At 70.7% G+C, this 16,570-nt stretch carries 13 protein-coding genes; 8 read left to right on the forward strand and 5 right to left on the reverse strand.

All coding sequences use genetic code 11. The features are described 5' to 3' along the window. Both NBZ85_RS13790 and NBZ85_RS13795 read right to left on the reverse strand, forming a co-directional pair. On the reverse strand, positions 1–706 hold a 706-nt coding region (locus NBZ85_RS13790), incomplete at its 3' end, for an ABC transporter ATP-binding protein (protein WP_261562029.1). After that, positions 703–2,808: a branched-chain amino acid ABC transporter permease gene (locus NBZ85_RS13795; RefSeq protein ID WP_261556307.1), complete on the reverse strand. Its 2,106-nt coding sequence runs from the start codon at positions 2,806–2,808 to the stop codon at positions 703–705. The genes NBZ85_RS13795 and NBZ85_RS13790, both read right to left, overlap by 4 nt. A gap of 147 nt (positions 2,809–2,955) precedes the next feature. On the opposite strand from NBZ85_RS13795, the gene NBZ85_RS13800 reads away from it, so the two are divergent. Both NBZ85_RS13800 and NBZ85_RS13805 read left to right on the forward strand, forming a co-directional pair. Then, positions 2,956–4,191 carry an ABC transporter substrate-binding protein gene (locus tag NBZ85_RS13800; RefSeq protein WP_261556306.1) on the forward strand — a complete coding sequence of 412 codons (1,236 nt, stop codon included), beginning with the start codon at positions 2,956–2,958 and terminating at the stop codon, positions 4,189–4,191. Positions 4,192–4,481: 290 nt separating this feature from the next. Continuing rightward, positions 4,482–4,925, forward strand: coding sequence for an SRPBCC domain-containing protein (locus NBZ85_RS13805; RefSeq protein WP_261562030.1), 444 nt, complete (start codon positions 4,482–4,484; stop codon positions 4,923–4,925). Here NBZ85_RS13805 and NBZ85_RS13810 read toward each other — a convergent pair. Together NBZ85_RS13810 and NBZ85_RS13815 are read right to left on the reverse strand one after the other, a co-directional pair. Then, on the reverse strand, positions 4,922–6,889 hold the full coding sequence (locus NBZ85_RS13810; protein WP_372517713.1) for an ABC transporter ATP-binding protein: 1,968 nt from the start codon (positions 6,887–6,889) through the stop codon (positions 4,922–4,924). The genes NBZ85_RS13805 and NBZ85_RS13810 overlap by 4 nt on opposite strands. After that, positions 6,886–8,619, reverse strand: coding sequence for an ABC transporter ATP-binding protein (locus tag NBZ85_RS13815; RefSeq protein ID WP_261556304.1), 1,734 nt, complete (start codon positions 8,617–8,619; stop codon positions 6,886–6,888). The genes NBZ85_RS13810 and NBZ85_RS13815 overlap by 4 nt, the downstream gene beginning before the upstream one ends. 896 nt (positions 8,620–9,515) lie before the next feature. Between NBZ85_RS13815 and NBZ85_RS13820 the strand changes: the two genes are divergently transcribed. Then, entirely contained in the window at positions 9,516–10,427 is a 912-nt protein-coding gene (locus NBZ85_RS13820) for a hypothetical protein (protein WP_261556303.1), read from the forward strand. A gap of 147 nt (positions 10,428–10,574) precedes the next feature. Further along, positions 10,575–10,991: a ferritin-like domain-containing protein gene (locus tag NBZ85_RS13825; RefSeq protein WP_261556302.1), complete on the forward strand. Its 417-nt coding sequence runs from the start codon at positions 10,575–10,577 to the stop codon at positions 10,989–10,991. 90 nt (positions 10,992–11,081) lie between these two features. Here NBZ85_RS13825 and NBZ85_RS13830 read toward each other — a convergent pair whose 3' ends face one another. After that, complete coding sequence (locus tag NBZ85_RS13830) at positions 11,082–11,471, reverse strand: YccF domain-containing protein (RefSeq protein WP_261556301.1); 390 nt, start codon at positions 11,469–11,471, stop codon at positions 11,082–11,084. Between the two features lie 266 nt (positions 11,472–11,737). Between NBZ85_RS13830 and NBZ85_RS13835 the strand changes: the two genes are divergently transcribed. The 4 genes from NBZ85_RS13835 to NBZ85_RS13850 form a co-directional block, all read left to right on the forward strand. Next, positions 11,738–13,120 (forward strand): cystathionine beta-synthase, encoded by a 1,383-nt coding sequence (locus NBZ85_RS13835; RefSeq protein WP_261556309.1) that lies wholly within the window; start codon positions 11,738–11,740, stop codon positions 13,118–13,120. Between the two features lie 9 nt (positions 13,121–13,129). Beyond that, positions 13,130–14,320, forward strand: coding sequence for a cystathionine gamma-synthase (locus NBZ85_RS13840; protein WP_261556300.1), 1,191 nt, complete (start codon positions 13,130–13,132; stop codon positions 14,318–14,320). Positions 14,321–14,546: 226 nt separating this feature from the next. Further along, the gene (locus NBZ85_RS13845) at positions 14,547–15,536 is read left to right on the forward strand and encodes a hypothetical protein (protein WP_261556299.1); all 990 of its coding nucleotides are present in this window, start codon (positions 14,547–14,549) and stop codon (positions 15,534–15,536) included. A gap of 647 nt (positions 15,537–16,183) precedes the next feature. Next, positions 16,184–16,570: carbohydrate kinase family protein (locus tag NBZ85_RS13850; protein ID WP_261562031.1), on the forward strand; the 387-nt coding region annotated here is incomplete at its 3' end.

Below are 16,570 nucleotides of genomic sequence, written 5' to 3' on the forward strand. Positions count from 1 at the left end.
TCCGAGGCCCCGGGGCCTCGGAGCCGCCCAGGTAGGCCGCGCGGACGGCCGGATCCGCCCGAACCTGCGCGGGGAGCCCGCGGGCGACGATCCGGCCGCCGTCCAGGACGAGAACCCGGTCGCAGACGTCGAAGACGAGCTGGACGTCGTGATCGACGAGCAGGATGGCGACGCCGCGGCCGGCGATGCGACGGATGCGCGCGGTGAGCTCACGCCGGTCCGCGGGGTCGAGGCCCGCGGCCGGCTCGTCGAGCAGCAGCACCTTCGGCGCGGCGATGAGGGCGCGGCCGAGGGCCACGGCGGCCCGCTCGTCGTGGCTGAGCGTCGCGGGCAGGCGGTCGGCGATCGCCGCGAGTCCCAGCCGCCCGGTGTCCGCCGACCCCGCCGTCGGGCGGGTGACCACGGCGAGGTTCTCCGCCACTGCCAGGCTGTCGAACAGCTCCAGGGCCTGGAAGGTGCGGGCGAGCCCGTGGCGCTGCCGCTCGTGCGCCGCCAGCCCCGCCAGCTCGGCACCGTCGAGGTGCACACTGCCGGCGAAGATCGTCGCGAAGCCGGTGAGCGCGTCGATCAGCGTCGTCTTGCCGGCGCCGTTCGGCCCGATGAGACCGGTGACGCTGCCCGCCTCCAGGGTGAACGAGACATCCTCGACGATGCGGGTGCCGCCCTGCCCGGCGGCGAGCATGTCGACGGACAGCAGCGCGGTCACGCCACGCCGCCGGGGTTGACCTGGTACGGGGCCAGGCTCGGCCGGTTCCCCTCAGCGGAGCGCGCGGGCCCGGCGTCGACGGCCTCGGGCGTCTGCGGGCCCGGGCCAGCCCGAACCTTCCCGCCAGACAGCACGTCCCCGCCGTCCCCGTCGGACGGCCTGTCCCCACCGGGCGCGACCGGGCGGGCGGCGCGGCCGGACCGGTAGACGAGCCCGGCCGGCCGCAGGACGGCCAGCACCACCACCGCGAGGCCGCACAGCACCTGCTGGTATTCACCGAGTCCGGCGACGCGGTCCAGCGCCGTGAACGCCAGCCCACCCGGGACGAGCAGGCCTCCGACCAGCGCCCCGCCGACGCTGGTCACCCCGCCGACGGCCGCGATGGCGAGGAAGAACAGCGACGCGGTGACCCCGAACGAGTCGAAGGACAGCCGGCCCTGGCCGTATCCGATGAGGCAGCCGCCGAGGCCGGCGAGCGCCGCGGACAGCGTGAACGCCAGCACCTTCGTCCGGCGCACGTCGATCCCGACCGCGGCCGCCGACCGTTCGTTGGCCCGCACCGCGAGCATCCGCCGGCCGAGGTCCGCGGTGCGCAGGCGGGCCACCCCGTAGCCACTGGCCGCGAGCACGGCCAGCGCCAGCAGGCCGAACTGCACCCGGGGGAAGCCAGCTCCGGACAGCCCGAGATCCAGCCCGAAGATCTTCGGATTGGGCACGGACGACCCGGCCAGCCCGCCGGTGACCAGCGGATTTCCGAACACCGCCTCCTGGATCGCGACCCCGGCAACCAGCGTGATCAGTGCCAGGTCCACGCCGCGCAGCCGGCGCGACACCACCCCGATGAACAGTCCGGCGACCGCGGCCGCGAACGTGGCGATCAGCGGGGCGATCGGGAAGGGCACACCGAGCTCGCCCTCCAGCCTGGCCAACAGGAAACCGGCGACGCCGGCCAGCGACATCTGCGCCAGCGAGAGCTGGCCGACGTAGCCCGTCAGCACCACGAACGACAGGCACACCACGGCGCCGGCGAGGCTGCGTTCGAGCCCGAGCCGCCAGGAGCCGGTGAGCAGGAACAGCGCGACGATCCCGACGGGCACGCCGAGCAGGAGCCCACCAAGCGGACGCCGCGCAGGCTCGACCGCCGGCAACGGCACCGACACGACCGCGGCGGCCACCCGGCCCGGGATCAGCGTTCCGCGCCGGCCCGCCACGGCGAGGACGAGGATCATCGGCAGCAGCGCCCGCAGACCGGGCTGGTTCAGCCAGCCGACATCCTGCTGCAGCGGGAGCAGGAGCCCCTGCGCGACGCCGAGGCCGAGTGCACCGGCGACGGTCAGGCCGAACGAGGACAGCCCCCCGAGCAGGGCCGCGGCGAGCGCGGGCACGACGAACAACGAGTAGCTCGTCGGGTTCAACGCGCTGATCGGGGCGACGAGGATGCCGGCCAGCGCGGCGAGCACCGCCGCCAGCATCCAGTTCGCCGCCGCGATCCAACCCGGCCGGCGGCCGAGCAGCGCGGTGGTCTCCTCGTCGTCGGCGACGGCCCGGGTCGCGAGGCCGAACATGGTCCAGCGCGACGTCGCCCACAGGCCGGCCGCGGCCACGACGACGAGGCCCGCCAGCAGCAGCCGGTCGCTTGGCACCGTGACCCCGAGCAGGTGCAGCGGCGACTGGGGCAGCACGGGGTCGAGGAAGCGGTTGTCCGCGCCGAACTGGACGACGGCCACGGCCTGCAACGCGATCGTGAGCCCGACGGCGGCGACGACGGTCATCATCGGCTGAGCCCGCCGCAATGGCCGGAAGACCAGCAGATAGGACGCCAATGCCAGCAGGGCGGCCATCGCAAGAGAAACCGACAATGCCAGACCGAACGTGGGGGTGTCGGTGAGATGAATTCGTGGCGGCAACCCGACGACGGGCAGGACAAGGTCGCCAACCTCGCGCAGCTCGGCATACTGGTAAGTGGCGTACATCGCGAAGGCGCCATGCGCGATGTTGATGACGCCGGAGGCGCGGTAGGTGAGCACGAGCCCGAGCCCGAGCGCCGCGTACACCGCGCCCGGGCCGAGGCCCAGCAGCATTGCGGCTACATAGGTGGTCACGAGGCTCCCGAGCAGATGTCCAGCATCGAAGTCGACGGACGGGCGACGAGGCGGAAGAGTGGGCGCGCGGTCACCGAATCACTCCCGTCCCGCCGGTCGACGGTCTCACCCAGGAACCGGGTGAGATGGAGTGTAGCTTGAGCGCCCGTGAGACAAGCTTCCCGCGCCCTACTCGCGTTCTCCGTCGCCCTGTCTGTCGCCTTCGCCGGTGCCGGCTGCACGAGCCAACGCGGTGGCTCGTCGGGCGGCGCAGCCGCCGGCGCCACGGCGAGCCACCTGACCGGGCCACCGGTCACCCTCGGCTTCGTCACCGTCGAGAACAGCACTCTTGGGTCATACCCGGAGACCCGGCGGGCGGCGCAGGCCGCCGTGGATCATGCCAATGCCGCGCTCGGCGGCGTCGGCGGCCGGCCGCTGCGGCTGGCGACCTGCGCCACCGACGGTTCCCCGGAATCCTCCCAGAACTGTGCCAACAGGCTGGTCACGGAGAAGCCGATCGCGGTGGTCGGCGGCATCGATTTCGGCACGCAGGCCGCCATGCCGATATACGAGGCGGCCCACATCCCCTACGTCACCGGCTCCCCGCAGCTCAGCGGAGAACTCGATTCCAAGAACGCCTTCGCACTTTCCGGCGGTACGGTCGCGGAACTACTCGGCCTCACCGACTACCTCACCGCCACCCGGCATATCCGCAGTGCACATGCATTGTACGTGGACCTGCCTGGACTGCTCACCGCCGCGATCAAGGGATCTCAGAACGTTCTCCGCAAGAAAGGTGTCACCGACGTCCGGCTGATCGCCGAAAAGTCTGACGCGGCGGACTTCGCACCGGCGCTCACCCAGGCCGCCGCCGGCCACCCGGACGCCATCATCGTCGTATTCCAGGCGGCGGCGTGCGCCCGGATCGTCCAGGCCGCGGCCGCGCTGAACATTCACAGCGACATCTATTTCGTCGGCGCCTGCGCCACGCCCTCGGTGCCACGGGCCGCCGGCGGCCGCACCGACAACCTCTACTTCGCCTCCAGCTACCTCCCCGTCGGGTCCAGCGGCGGGGACGCCGACACGGTCGCCTTCCGCAAGGCCGTGCCGGAGGCGAACCGCACCTCGGCGTCGCAGGGCGCCTTCTCCGCCGTTCTCGCTCTGCGGGCCCTGCTGGCGAAGACCCCGCAGCCGAGCTCGGACGGCCTGCTCACCGCGCTGCGCGCCACGCACGACCAGCCGAATGTCATGGCCCATCCGTACACCTGCGACGGCAAGCAGATCGAGATCTTCCCGGCCGTCTGCAACACCGCCGTACGGCTGCTGCGCTGGAAGGACAACTCCTTCTCCGATGTGACCGGAACCTGGCAGGACGGCCGCCAGCTCACCGCTCTGATCAACTGACCGCTCCGGCTTCCCTCCTTTCAGCGAGGCCCCGAGCTGGACTTCGTACGAGCTTCTCCTTTTCCGCTATGAGTCGACCCGCCCAAGAGATCATCAGGTTCAATCCGCTTACCGGTAATCGCGACCGCCGGGCCGTCTCCCGACTGCGTGCTTTCGCGCTCCTCCTCTCGAAGGGGCACCTTGGTGCTCCCCGCCGGGCCCTTGCCGCCGCGCGGCCAGCTCCGGAGGATGGGAACGAACGCCGCTCCTCCGTCACGCACAGCGAGCTCACGCGCAGTCTGGAGAGACCGATGGAGAAGGTGTTCAAGATCTACATTCGGACCACCCCGCGCCGCCTCTGGGCCGCGATCACGGCGCCCGATACCGGCGTCACCCGCGATCTGGGCACGCGGGTGACCTCGGACTGGACCCCCGGTTCCCACTTCGAGCTCAGCGATCCGGGCACCGGCACGCGGCTCGGTATCGGCGTCAACCTGGAGGTCTCACCGCCCCGGCGGCTGGTCCAGAGGACGGTCGCGCTGTGGAGTGCCGACGTGCGTGACGCGGGCGTCACCCGCGTGACCTGGGACATCGAGACCGTGGGCGACTCCTGCCGGCTCACCGTCGTGCACGACCAGATCCGCGACAGCGCCGACTGCGACCTCTACAGAGGCTGGCCCGCGACGCTGTCCAGCCTCAAGTCGCACCTGGAGGCCTACCGGTCGTGGGCCGTCCTGCCGGCGTCCGGCCGCTAGATCTCCACGGCGGCCTGGGCGAACTGCGACTGGTAGAGCCGGGCGTACGCGCCGTCTGCGGCGAGCAGCCCGGCGTGATCGCCCTGTTCGACGATCGCCCCGTCCTCCATCACGAGGATGGTGTCCGCGTCGCGGATGGTCGACAGCCGGTGCGCGATGACGAAGGCGGTCCGGCCCGCGCGCAGCGTCGACATGGCCTGCTGGATGAGGACCTCCGTGCGGGTGTCCACCGAGCTCGTGGCCTCGTCGAGGACCAGGATCAACGGTTCGGCCAGGAACGCACGGGCGATGGTGATGAGCTGCTTCTCGCCCCCGCTGACGCCGGTCCCCTCGTCGTCGAGAACGGTGTCGTAGCCAGCCGGCAGGGTGCGGACGAACCGGTCGACGTGGGCGGCCCGGGCCGCCGCCACGACCTGGGCGTGGGTGACGCCCTCGCCTCCGTAGGCGATGTTCTCGGCGATGCTCCCGCCGAACAACCAGGTGTCCTGCAGCACCATGCCGATCTGGGCGCGCAGCCCGTCGCGGGTCATGGCCGCGATGTCGACGCCGTCGAGGGTGATCCGTCCCGAGGTCACGTCGTAGAAGCGCATCAGCAGGTTGATCAACGTGGTCTTGCCGGCCCCGGTGGGGCCGACGATCGCGATCGTGTGGCCCGGCTCGGCGACCAGGGAGAGATCCTCGATCAGCGGCTTGTCCGGCTTGTAGCGGAACGCGACGTGCTCGAACGCGACCCGGCCGCGCAGCCCCTCGGGCCGCGCCGGCACCTGCGGGTCGGCCTCCTGCTCGGCGGTGTCCAGCAGGTCGAACACCCGCTCCGCGGAGGCCACCCCGGACTGGACGAGGTTCGCCATGCTGGCGGCCTGCGACAGCGGCTGGCTGAACTGGCGCGAGTACTGGATGAACGCCTGGACGTCGCCGATCGACAGCGCCCCCGACGCCACCCGCAGACCACCGATCACGGCCACCAGGACGTAGTTGACGTTGCCGATGAACATCATCGCCGGCTGCATGAACCCGGAGATGGACTGGGCCCGCCAGCTGGCCGTGTACAACTGGTCGTTGTACTCCTGAAAGGTGCGCGCCGACTCCTCCTGGCGGCCGAACGCGCGGACGAGGGTGTGCCCGGTGTACATCTCCTCGACGTGCGCGTTGAGCCGCCCGGTGATCTTCCACTGGGCGACGAACTGCGGCTGGGCGAGCTTGCCGACCCGCGTGGCCACCACGACCGACACCGGCACCGTCACCAGTGCGATCAGGGCGAGCTCCCAGGAGATCCAGAACATCATCGCCAGCACACCGACGATGGTCAGCCCCGAGACGACGATCTGCGACACGCTCTGCTGGAGGCTCTGGCCGAGGTTGTCGATGTCGTTGGTGACCCGGCTGAGCACCTCCCCGCGCGGCTGGCTGTCGAAGTAGCGGGTGGGCAGCCGGGAGATCTTCCGCTGCACGTCGTCGCGCAGCTCACCGATCACCCGCTGGATCGCCAGGTTGGTGAGGCGGGCCTGCAGCACACCGCAGATCCCGGCGAGCGCGTAGACGAGGGCGACCCACAGCAGCACCGTGCCGATCGCGCCGAAGTCCATCCCCCGCCCGGGGGTGACGTGCAGCGAGGCGAGCAGGTCGGCCTGGGTGCCGTGCCCGGCGGCCCGCAGCGCGGCGACGTTCTGCTCCTTCGTCGTCCCGGCGGGCAGCCGCCGGCTGAAGATCCCCGCGAACACCAGGTCGGTGGCATGGCCGAGCAGCCGGGGCCCGGTCACGGTGAGCCCGACGCTCGCCGTCGCCAGCCCGACGGAGACCGTCAGCAGGTGGCGTTGCGGCCGCAGCAGGCGCAGCAGGCGCCGGCTCGAACCCGCGAAGTCCGCGGACTTCTCGGCGGCGCCCTGACCGCCGAGGAAACGCGCCGGGCCGGCCACCGGGGCCGGGCCGCGGCGCGGTGCCGGGGTGGAAGCGGTCCCGCTCACGCGGCCTCCTGCTCGGTGAGCTGCGAGAGCACGATCTCGCGGTACGTCGGATTGTCGGCCATGAGCTGGTGATGGGTGCCCACCCCGACCACCTCTCCGCTTTCCAGCACGATGATCTGGTCGGCGTCGCGGATGGTGGCCACCCGCTGGGCGACGATCACAACCGTGGCCTCGGCCGTCTCCCGGGCGAGCGCCGCCCGCAGGCGGGCGTCGGTGGCGTAGTCGAGGGCCGAGAAGGAGTCGTCGAACAGGTAGACCTCGGGCCGGTGGACCAGCAGCCGGGCGATGCACAGCCGCTGCCGCTGCCCGCCGGAGACGTTCGTGCCACCCTGGGCGATCGGGGCGTCGAGCCCGTCCGGCATCGCCTCGACGAACTCCTTCGCCTGCGCGGTCTCCAGGGCCCGCCAGAGCTCGTCGTCGGTGGCATCGGGGTTGCCGTAACGCAGGTTCGACGCGACGGTCCCGGAGAACAGGTACGGTCGCTGCGGCACGACGCCGACGGTGCGCGCGAGCACGGTGGGATCGATGTCGCGCACGTCGACCCCGTCCACCAGGACGGTGCCCTCGGTCGCCTCGGCGAGCCGCGGGATGAGGCCCAGCAGGGTCGTCTTCCCGCTGCCCGTGCTGCCGATGACGGCGGTGGTCTGGCCGGGGCGGGCGGTGAGGCTGACGCCGCGCAGCACCGGATCCTCCGCCCCCGGGTAGCGGAAGCCCACCCCGCGCAGCTCCAGCAGGCCGTGGGCGCGCAGCTCGCGCACCGGGTGGTCCGGCGGCCGCAGCGAGGAGTCCGTCGCCAGGACCTCCTGGATGCGTTCGGCGCAGACCTCGGCTCGCGGGATCATCATGAACATGAACGTCGCCATCATGACCGACATGAGGATCTGCATGAGATAGCTGAGGAACGCGGTCAGCGCGCCGATCTGCATGTGGCCCGCGTCGATGCGGTGCGCGCCGAACCAGAGCACGGCGACGCTGGAGAAGTTCACGACCGTGAGCACGAGCGGGAACATCAGGGCCATCAGGCGGCCGAACCGCAGCGAGACATCGGTCAGCTCGGTGTTGGCGACCCCGAACCGCTGCCGTTCGTAGTCGTCGCGGACGAAGGCGCGGATGACGCGCAGCCCCGTGATCTGTTCGCGCAGGATCCGGTTGACCGTGTCCAGCCGTTCCTGCATGGCCCGCCCGAGCGGGCGCATCCGCCGCACGATCAGCGTGATGATGACCGCGAGAATCGGGACGATCACAACCAGGAGCAGGGACAGCCCGGCGTCCTGGTTCACCGCGAGAATGATGCCACCGATGCACATGATCGGCGCTGAGACCATCAGCGTGAAGCTGAGCAGCACCAGCATCTGCACCTGCTGGACGTCGTTGGTCGCCCGGGTGATGAGCGAGGGAGCCCCGAAGCGGCCGACCTCGCGGGCCGAGAACGCCTGCACCCGGTCGAACACCGCCGCCCGAAGGTCGCGCCCGATGGCCATCGCCGTGCGCGCGCTGTAGAGGACCGCCGCGCCGGCGCAGAGGAGCTGCACGACGCTGACGCCGAGCATGACCCCGCCGATACGCAGGATGTAACCCGTGTCGCCGACCACCACCCCTTGATCGATGATGTCCGCGTTCAGGGTCGGCAGGTACAGCATGCCGATCGTCGAGACCAGTTGCAGGGTCACGATGATCACAATGGGCCGCCGGTAGCGGGCCAGATGCGCTCGCAGAAGTCGGATGAGCATGCGATCCCTCTCTGCAGCGGCGATACCCAGTCGACCAGGGCATCCCGCAGCCGTCGCGGGGACACCGGGCAGGTCCCCCACCGTCATGACGGACGCGGCTGGCGGCGACCCCCGTGATCCACCGCCGGGTGCTGGATGACGGGACAGCGGTCGTACGCTCCGCCTGACGGCAGGTGACGCACCATGGACGCGTGGCGACCTTACGGCCTCAACCCAACGTTAGGTCAAGGCGATTTCGATCGTGGGCGACCACCCCCCGGGCATCACCCGATCGCCTGGCGGCGGCCGGTCGTCCGACCGCCGGCCCCCTCGCGCCAGGGCCCGGATGCGATCAGCGAAGACCGGACGGCCGCCGGCGTCGGCGGCGCATTCTTTCCGGACCCGAATTCCCGGACGGACGGTTTTCCCGGCGGTATCGGCGGCCGGAGATACTCCCGGCGCCGCTCCAGCACTCCAGAAGAAAAATGATCACTACCGCGACACCCGCTTCGTCCGCATGCCGACGGCCGCGCTGGGCCAGCATACTGCGCCAGGCCCGGCGGTGGCGCCGATACTCGACTTCGGTCGACCATCCGCGGGCCCGTCCCGCGGGACGAGTTGTCGATGCAACAGATTCGGCGAAGTAGCGCAACCGACCATGTTATTCCGGTCCAGGAGCATCGCGCCAGGACGGTTGACACCGGAGCGTGGGCGCGCGTGGTCGTAGGTTCGCAACCATCGGTCCGCGGCGGAAAGGAACCGATAGTGTGAGCGCGAGGTGCGCGTCGACCGATGCCCGGGGCGCCCACCCGGGGAGGACGGATGCCGATGACTCGTAGTGACGTCGCACGGGGCATGCAGAGGCCACCGCCAGTTCGCTCGCAGGCGCACCGTCACAACTATCGGATGGACCGTCGATGACTCTTTCCGGCGCTCGCCCGCGGGGACCAAAACCAGAACTCGAGAATCCCAGCCAGCTCACGCTGCTACACCATCTCCACGAACTCAACAGCCCTTACCGGGTGAGTTACGAGATGGTGGTGCGGAAAGTCTGGTCGGACAGCGAGGATATCAAGATCCGACGCGCCCGGGCGCGCGATCTCAGCCGTCAGTTCCGAGGCGAGAAGCAGATCGACTGGAATGTCATCGAGAACTACGTGGAGCTGTTGTATCCGGAGGATCAGTCACAACGAGTCGCACAGCTCGAGCAGTGCCGGCCGCTACATATCGAGGCGTTCGGCTCGACGGGCGAACCGGACCAGGACCGGGTGTCGAACGCCGCCGTCGATCCGGCGTATGTCGCCGAACTCGAACGGCAGCTGGCCGAGGCCCGCATGCGAGCCGCCTTCGCCACCGCACTCCTGGTGATCATCCGTTCCGAGAATGCGGTGCTCCGCGGGAAGAACTCGCACTTCGGTTGGTTCCAGTCCCACGGCCCGGCCAAGGAATCCGGCGGAACGTCGGTTCCGCCGACCGAGGTCGGGGATCCGGTGACGGCGCCCATTCCCCGGCGGCAGGGCCACCGCGGCGGCTATCACTACCGCCGGGACCGGCCGATCGTCGCGTTCAGCGAACTCGCCGGGGAGCAGCCGAGCCCCGCCGGCTGGAGCGCGGCGGGCCCGCTGCCCTACCCGGTGACGGACTCCGTGCACTCCGCCCCGACCGGCCCCACGCCCGTGATCGAGGCGTTCCGCCGGCGAGCCCAGGAGTCCGCGCGCGCCGCCGCGTCCCCGGACAACGACCGCGGGCGCCGCGGCGCCAAGGCGACCGGCACCGAACCGGACATCCTCTCCGGGCCGGAGCGCAAACGACGCGGTCGAGGACGGTGACCAGCCGTACCCGCTCCGCGCCGCCCCGGGTCCCAGGCAGGCCACCGAGGTGCCGTCGAGGCATGAGTGGGCCGGGAACGGGCATCCCGCTCAGACCGCCTGGAACCCGTCCGGGCGCCAGCATCTGAAACAGGGGAGTTCACCGGCATGGATCAGGAGACCTTCGTCAAGCTGCTCAACGATGACCTCAGCTCCGAGTACCAGTCGATCGTCCAGTACATCCAGCACGGCGCGGTCGTCACGGGCGCCGAGTACCTGAGCGTCGCCGAGGAGATCAAGCGGCACCTGCCGCAGGAGCTCGGTCACGCCCAGATCCTGGCCGAGCAGATCGCCTTCCTGGGCGGGACGCCGACCGCCGACGTGTCCCAGGTCCGCCCGTCCAGCGGTGCTCAGGATGCGCTGCAGGACGATCTCCGGTTGGAGTCCGAGCAGCTCAGCCGCTACCGCGAGCGGTTCAGCCAGGCCAACGAACTGGGGCTCGCCGACGTCGCCGAGGCGCTGCGCCCCCTGCTCGAGCAGACCCAGGAGCACGTTCGCGACCTCCAGGCGGCGCTGGGCCGCTGAGCCGCGCGCGGGGCGGTCGCGGCCGCCGAGCCGGCGGCACCGGACTGGCCGACAGCGCCGGCCCGGTGCCCCGCCGCGGCGACGAGCGGTTCAGACCAGGACCGGGCTGTCCACGTCCACGATCTCCTTGCCCAGCGGCATCAGCGACACCGGGATCAGTTTGAAGTTCGCCAGGCCGAGCGGAATACCGATGATGGTCAGGCACAGCGCGATCCCGGTCGTGAGATGCCCGAGGGCGAGCCACCAGCCGGCGAAAATGATCCACAGAACGTTGCCGACCAGGGACGCCCCGCCGGCGTCCGGACGGTCAACCACCCGCCGGCCGAACGGCCACAGCGCGTAGTTGGCCATCCGCAACGACGCGACGCCGAACGGAATGGTGATGATGAGGATGAAGCAGATCAGGGCCGCCAGGGCATAACCGAGGGCCAGCCAGATACCACAGAGCACCAGCCAGATGACGTTGAGCAGGACTCGCATTCGCCCACCCGCACTCTCTTCCGGAACGAGACCGGTCGTCGCCGACGCCCGCGGGCGTCGGCCGCAACACGGGCACTTACCGCCTGCGGCACTTTACCCACCGGGTGGCGACCTTTACCCCCAAGGCAGGAGTTCACCGTCAGCAGTCGGCGAATTCGGCGGGGAGCGGGCGGCGGCGGGCTCGACTCGCTACCGTCGACGACAGTAGTCCGGACGTCGCACGACCGGCCCGCGTTCCCGACCGCAGCGATAGGTGGATGACCGGTATGCAGGTGTTCGACCACGTCGTCGACCTCGTCGGTGACACACCCCTGGTCAGGTTGACGCCGGGGATCGCGCAAACCCCGGCGCAGGTGCTGGGCAAGCTCGAATATCTGAATCCGGGCGGCTCGGTCAAGGACCGGGTGGCGCTGGCGATGGTCGCCGCCGCCGAGGAGGCGGGGCAGTTGCGGCCGGGCGGCACCATCATCGAGCCGACCAGCGGCAACACCGGGGTAGGCCTGGCCCTGGTGGCGGCTCGGCAGGGGTATCGCTGCGTGTTCACCATGCCGGACAAGATCAGCGAGGAGAAGCGGGCGGTCCTGCGTGCGTACGGAGCCGAGGTTGTCGTCTGCCCGACAGCGGTGTCCCCCGACGATCCCCGTTCCTACTACGAGGTGGCCCGCCGGCTGGTCCGGGAGACCCCGGGCGGTTGGAGCCCGGACCAGTACTCCAACCCCCACAACCCGGCCGCGCACCAGGCCACCACGGGGCCGGAGATCTGGCGGGCGACCGACGGCCGCATCACGCACTTCGTCGCCGGGATCGGCACGGGGGGCACGATCAGCGGCGTGGGGCGCTACCTCAAGGAGGTGTCCGGCGGGGCCGTGCAGATCATCGGCGCGGATCCGGAGGGATCGGTCTACTCCGGCGGCAGCGGGCGGCCCTACCTCGTCGAGGGCGTCGGCGAGGACATCTGGCCGACGACCTACGACAAGACGGTCGTCGACCGGGTGGAGGCGGTCAGCGACCGGGAGTCGTTCCTGATGACCCGGGAGCTCGCCCGCCGGTGCGGGCTGCTGGTCGGCGGGTCCTGCGGATTGGCCGTGGTGGCGGCGCTGCGCGTCGCCGGTGGTCTCGGTCCCGACGACGTCGTCGTGGTCCTGCTGCCCGACTCAGGCCGCGGCTACCTGTCGAAGATCTTCAATGACGAGTGGATGTACGAGTACGGCTTCCTGGAGCCGCCGTCGAGCGGCCCGACCGTCGCCGACGCCCTTCGGTACAAGGGCGAGCAGACCAGCGGCCCGCCCGACCTCGTGCACGTCCATCCGGCCGAGACGGTCGGCACGGCAATCTCCTACCTGCGGGAGTACAACGTCTCGCAGATGCCGGTCGTGCGCCACGAGCCGCCGCTGCGCGCGGCCGAGGTGGCGGGCTCGGTGATCGAACGCCAGCTGCTCGCCGCGGTCTTCGCCGACCGGTCCGCCATCGACTCCCCCGTGACCGATCACCTTTCCCCGCCGCTGCCGATGGTGGGCAGTGGCGAGCCGCTGTCGCGCATCGTCGCCGTCCTAGGCGACGAGCCGGCCGTACTGGTGCATGACGAGGGCAACCCGGTCGGCATTCTGACCCGTGCCGACCTGCTCAGTTTCCTGGCCGTGGCGCCGTAGCGTGGCGTCATGCATGCCGAGGAGTTCACCGAGGAGTTTGCCGACGGGTTCGAGACGATCGCGATCCACGCCGGTCAGGAGCCCGATCCGGGCACCGGGGCGGTGGTCGCGCCCATCCACCTGTCCTCGACCTTCGCCCAGGACGGCGTAGGCGGCCTGCGCGGTGGATTCGAGTACGGCCGCTCCGGCAACCCGACCCGGGCGGCCCTGGAGACCTGCCTCGCCGCGCTGGAACGCGGCCAGGTCGGCCTGGCCTTCTCCGCCGGCATGGCGGCGACGGACACGCTGCTGCGGGCGGTATGCCGCCCCGGCGACCATGTGATCATCCCGGCCGACGCCTACGGCGGGACCTACCGGCTCATCGCCCGCGTCCTCGCCGAGTGGGGGGTGGAGCACACCAGCGTCGACCTCACCGATCTGGACGCGACCCGGGCCGCGGTCCGTCCGGGCGTGACGCGGTTGGTGTGGTGTGAGACGCCGACGAACCCGCTGCTGTCGGTCGCCGACATCGCCGCGCTCGCGTCGCTCGCCCACGATGCCGGCGCGCTGCTCGCCGTGGACAACACGTTTGCCTCGCCCTACCTGCAGCAGCCGCTGACCCTCGGCGCCGATGCCGTGGTGCACTCCACCACGAAATACCTCGGCGGCCACAGCGACGTCGTGGGTGGCGCCGTCGTGGTGAGCGATCCGGAGCTCGGCACCCGGCTACGGTTCCTCCAGAACGCGGCTGGCGCTGTCCCCGGACCGTTCGACTGCTGGCTCGTACTGCGCGGTATCAAGACACTCTCGGTGCGGATGGATCGGCACTGCGCCAACGCCCGCCTTATCGCCACCCTGCTGGCGGCGCATCCGGCGGTCGCCGCGGTGTACTACCCTGGCCTGCCCGGCCACGCCGGGTACGGGATCGCCGCCAAACAGATGCGTGACTTCGGCGGGATGGTCTCGTTCACGTTGCGGGACGGACCGCGGGCCGCGATCGAGCTGTGCGCGCGGACCAGGCTGTTCACCCTCGCCGAGTCACTGGGTGGGGTGGAATCTTTGATCGAGCATCCGGCGAGTATGACCCACGCCTCGGTCGCGGACTCGCCGCTCGCCGTCCCGGCGGAGCTCGTGCGGCTCTCGGTCGGCATCGAATCGGCCGACGACCTCGCGGCCGATCTGCGGCACGCGCTGGACGGCCTTTCAGCCGGTGCAGCTTAGATCTGCCGCGGGCATGGTGCACCAAAAACGACGTACAACACCACCATGGCGGGGGAAAACGGCCGACCAAAGTCCCGAAGTGAGCACCGAGCCGACATAGCGATGCTTAAGCGGTTATCGTTGTCTTACTGAGTTGAGATCCGCGGGCGGAGAACATCATGGCTGCACGTGCAGGTATGCCGTACACGTGCCGGTTCCGCCAGGTCGCGACCGTCAGGAGTGCCGCATGGACGCCTCCACGGACCGCCGGGCGCTCATCGCCTCAGGTGCGCTCATCGGTGCCCTCCTCTGCGTCGGGACAACCGACATGAGCTCCTCTGCAATGGACAGCCGGGTGGCTCTGGAGCGGGTCGAGTCCACCCTGCAAACCCTCGCCCGCCGCTGGGAGACGACCCCGCCGGCCGAGCTCGTCGAACGGCTCGGAGCCCTCGAGCGCCACGCCCGCACCATCGGGCGCTGGCGGCTGGGCGCGGGCCTGCGCCAGGACTGGCTTCGCACGCACGGCCGCATTCTCCTGATGACCTCGGTGGCCCAGGGCGACAGCGGGCAGCCGGCCCGGGCGACGATCGCGGCGCAGGCGGCGCTGGTCCTGGCCAAGCAGGTCGGGGATGCCACCACCGCCGCCCACGCCGGAGTCGTGCTGGCCGAACTCGCGGCCTACTCCTTCGACAGCACCGCCGACGGGCTTCAACTCGCCCGAACCGCCCTGGCCACAGCGCCGCACGCGCACACCGCGATCCTCGCGCTCACCACCGAGGCGCACATCATGGCCGCCCGCAGCATGCCGACGGAGGGCATCGTGACCGTGCTGCGCTCGGCGGACTCGATCGCCGCGACGCTGCCCCAGGGATCGTTGGGATACAGCCTCGACGGCATTCATCCGGGCTACCTGCCGACGTTCGGGGGCGCGGCGCTCGTCGCCGCGGGGGCGTTGGACGAGGGCCAACATCGGCTGGGCGAGGCCGCCGACCTGTTCGACCGTTCCCGGGCGTCCGGCGCGCTCGCCGCCGTGCGGCTCTACCAGGCGTCGGCGGCGATGCGGGCGCACGATCTGGAGGAGGCGGAGATGCTGGCCACCAGGGCGCTGGCCGCCTCGGCGGTCCGGCCGAGCAGTTGGCTGTCCAACGGAATTCTCTCGCTCGCGAAGCGGGCCAGAGACAGGGGAGCGGACTGGTCCGGCCTGGTCGCACAGGCGCGGGAATGGTCACCGGTATGACCGCTGCCAGGTCGCCCGGTAGCGGTTTGACCGATATCGACCCGCCGGCCGGAAGTCTCCGCTGCCCCGGCTCCGAGGTTTTTCGCGGCGGGCACCGGCTCGAGCGACGGTAAAGCGGCCGGGAGTTCGCCGTGGGCCGGGAGGGTCGTGGTCACCCGCCGACGGTCCAGGCCAGTCCGCAGCGAATGCGCGACGAGCAGACCGGCCAGGACGACGATAAGAACGACCAGAGCAGCCAGGAAGGGGGATATGTCGAAATGAAGCATGACGGTCGACGGGCCGAAGTGCACGGATTGTGATGGTGCAATGTTCTGGATGATGGGCAACGGCGGTGGGGTCGCCCGCGCGGCGGCGGGATACGGAAGAGGCACGGCGGTACGTTATCGGGTGGCCGACAATGACGCGCAGGTCGGGGCGCGACGAAAGTGGCAGCCGCGCCCGCGCTTACCCACAGCGAGGTCCAGCCAAGACAGGAAAAGGCCATAGACACGGCCATACCAGCCCACCATCGGGTTACTCTTCCGTTCGTGATAAAGCGCCCCTGATGGTTTGAGCTTCCGCTACACCCGGGGTCTTCCCCGCCGACCACATGCTGGTATCCGCCGTCGAGCCCCGGGCCGGCCGACTAACCTGGCGCGGTGAGCAGGATGGGCGTGGCGGTCGTCGGTGGGTTCTGCCTCGACTGCATCGTCACCACGGACACGCTGCCGGCCTGGGGGGACGATCTTCGGGTCGACGCCGTACGCACCCGGCCGGGCGGCAAAGGCCTGAACCAGGCGGTGGCGCTCGCCCGCCGCGGTGTGCCGGTCCGCGCCGTCGGCGTCGTCGGCGGGGACCAAACCGGCCGTGAGCTGCTCGCCACGCTGCGAGCCGAGGGCGTCGACGCCACCACGATGGCGGTCCGTCCCGACGCGGCGACACCGGTCTGCGTGGTGCTCGCCCACCCGGACGGCCGCACCGCGTTCCTCTGCCGCTGGGCGGAGGCAGTCGAGCTCACCCCCACCGACCTGGCCCCCGCCCGGGACGCCATCGAC

The organism is Frankia tisae, from assembly GCF_025403405.1.
Classification (GTDB): domain Bacteria; phylum Actinomycetota; class Actinomycetes; order Frankiales; family Frankiaceae; genus Frankia; species Frankia tisai.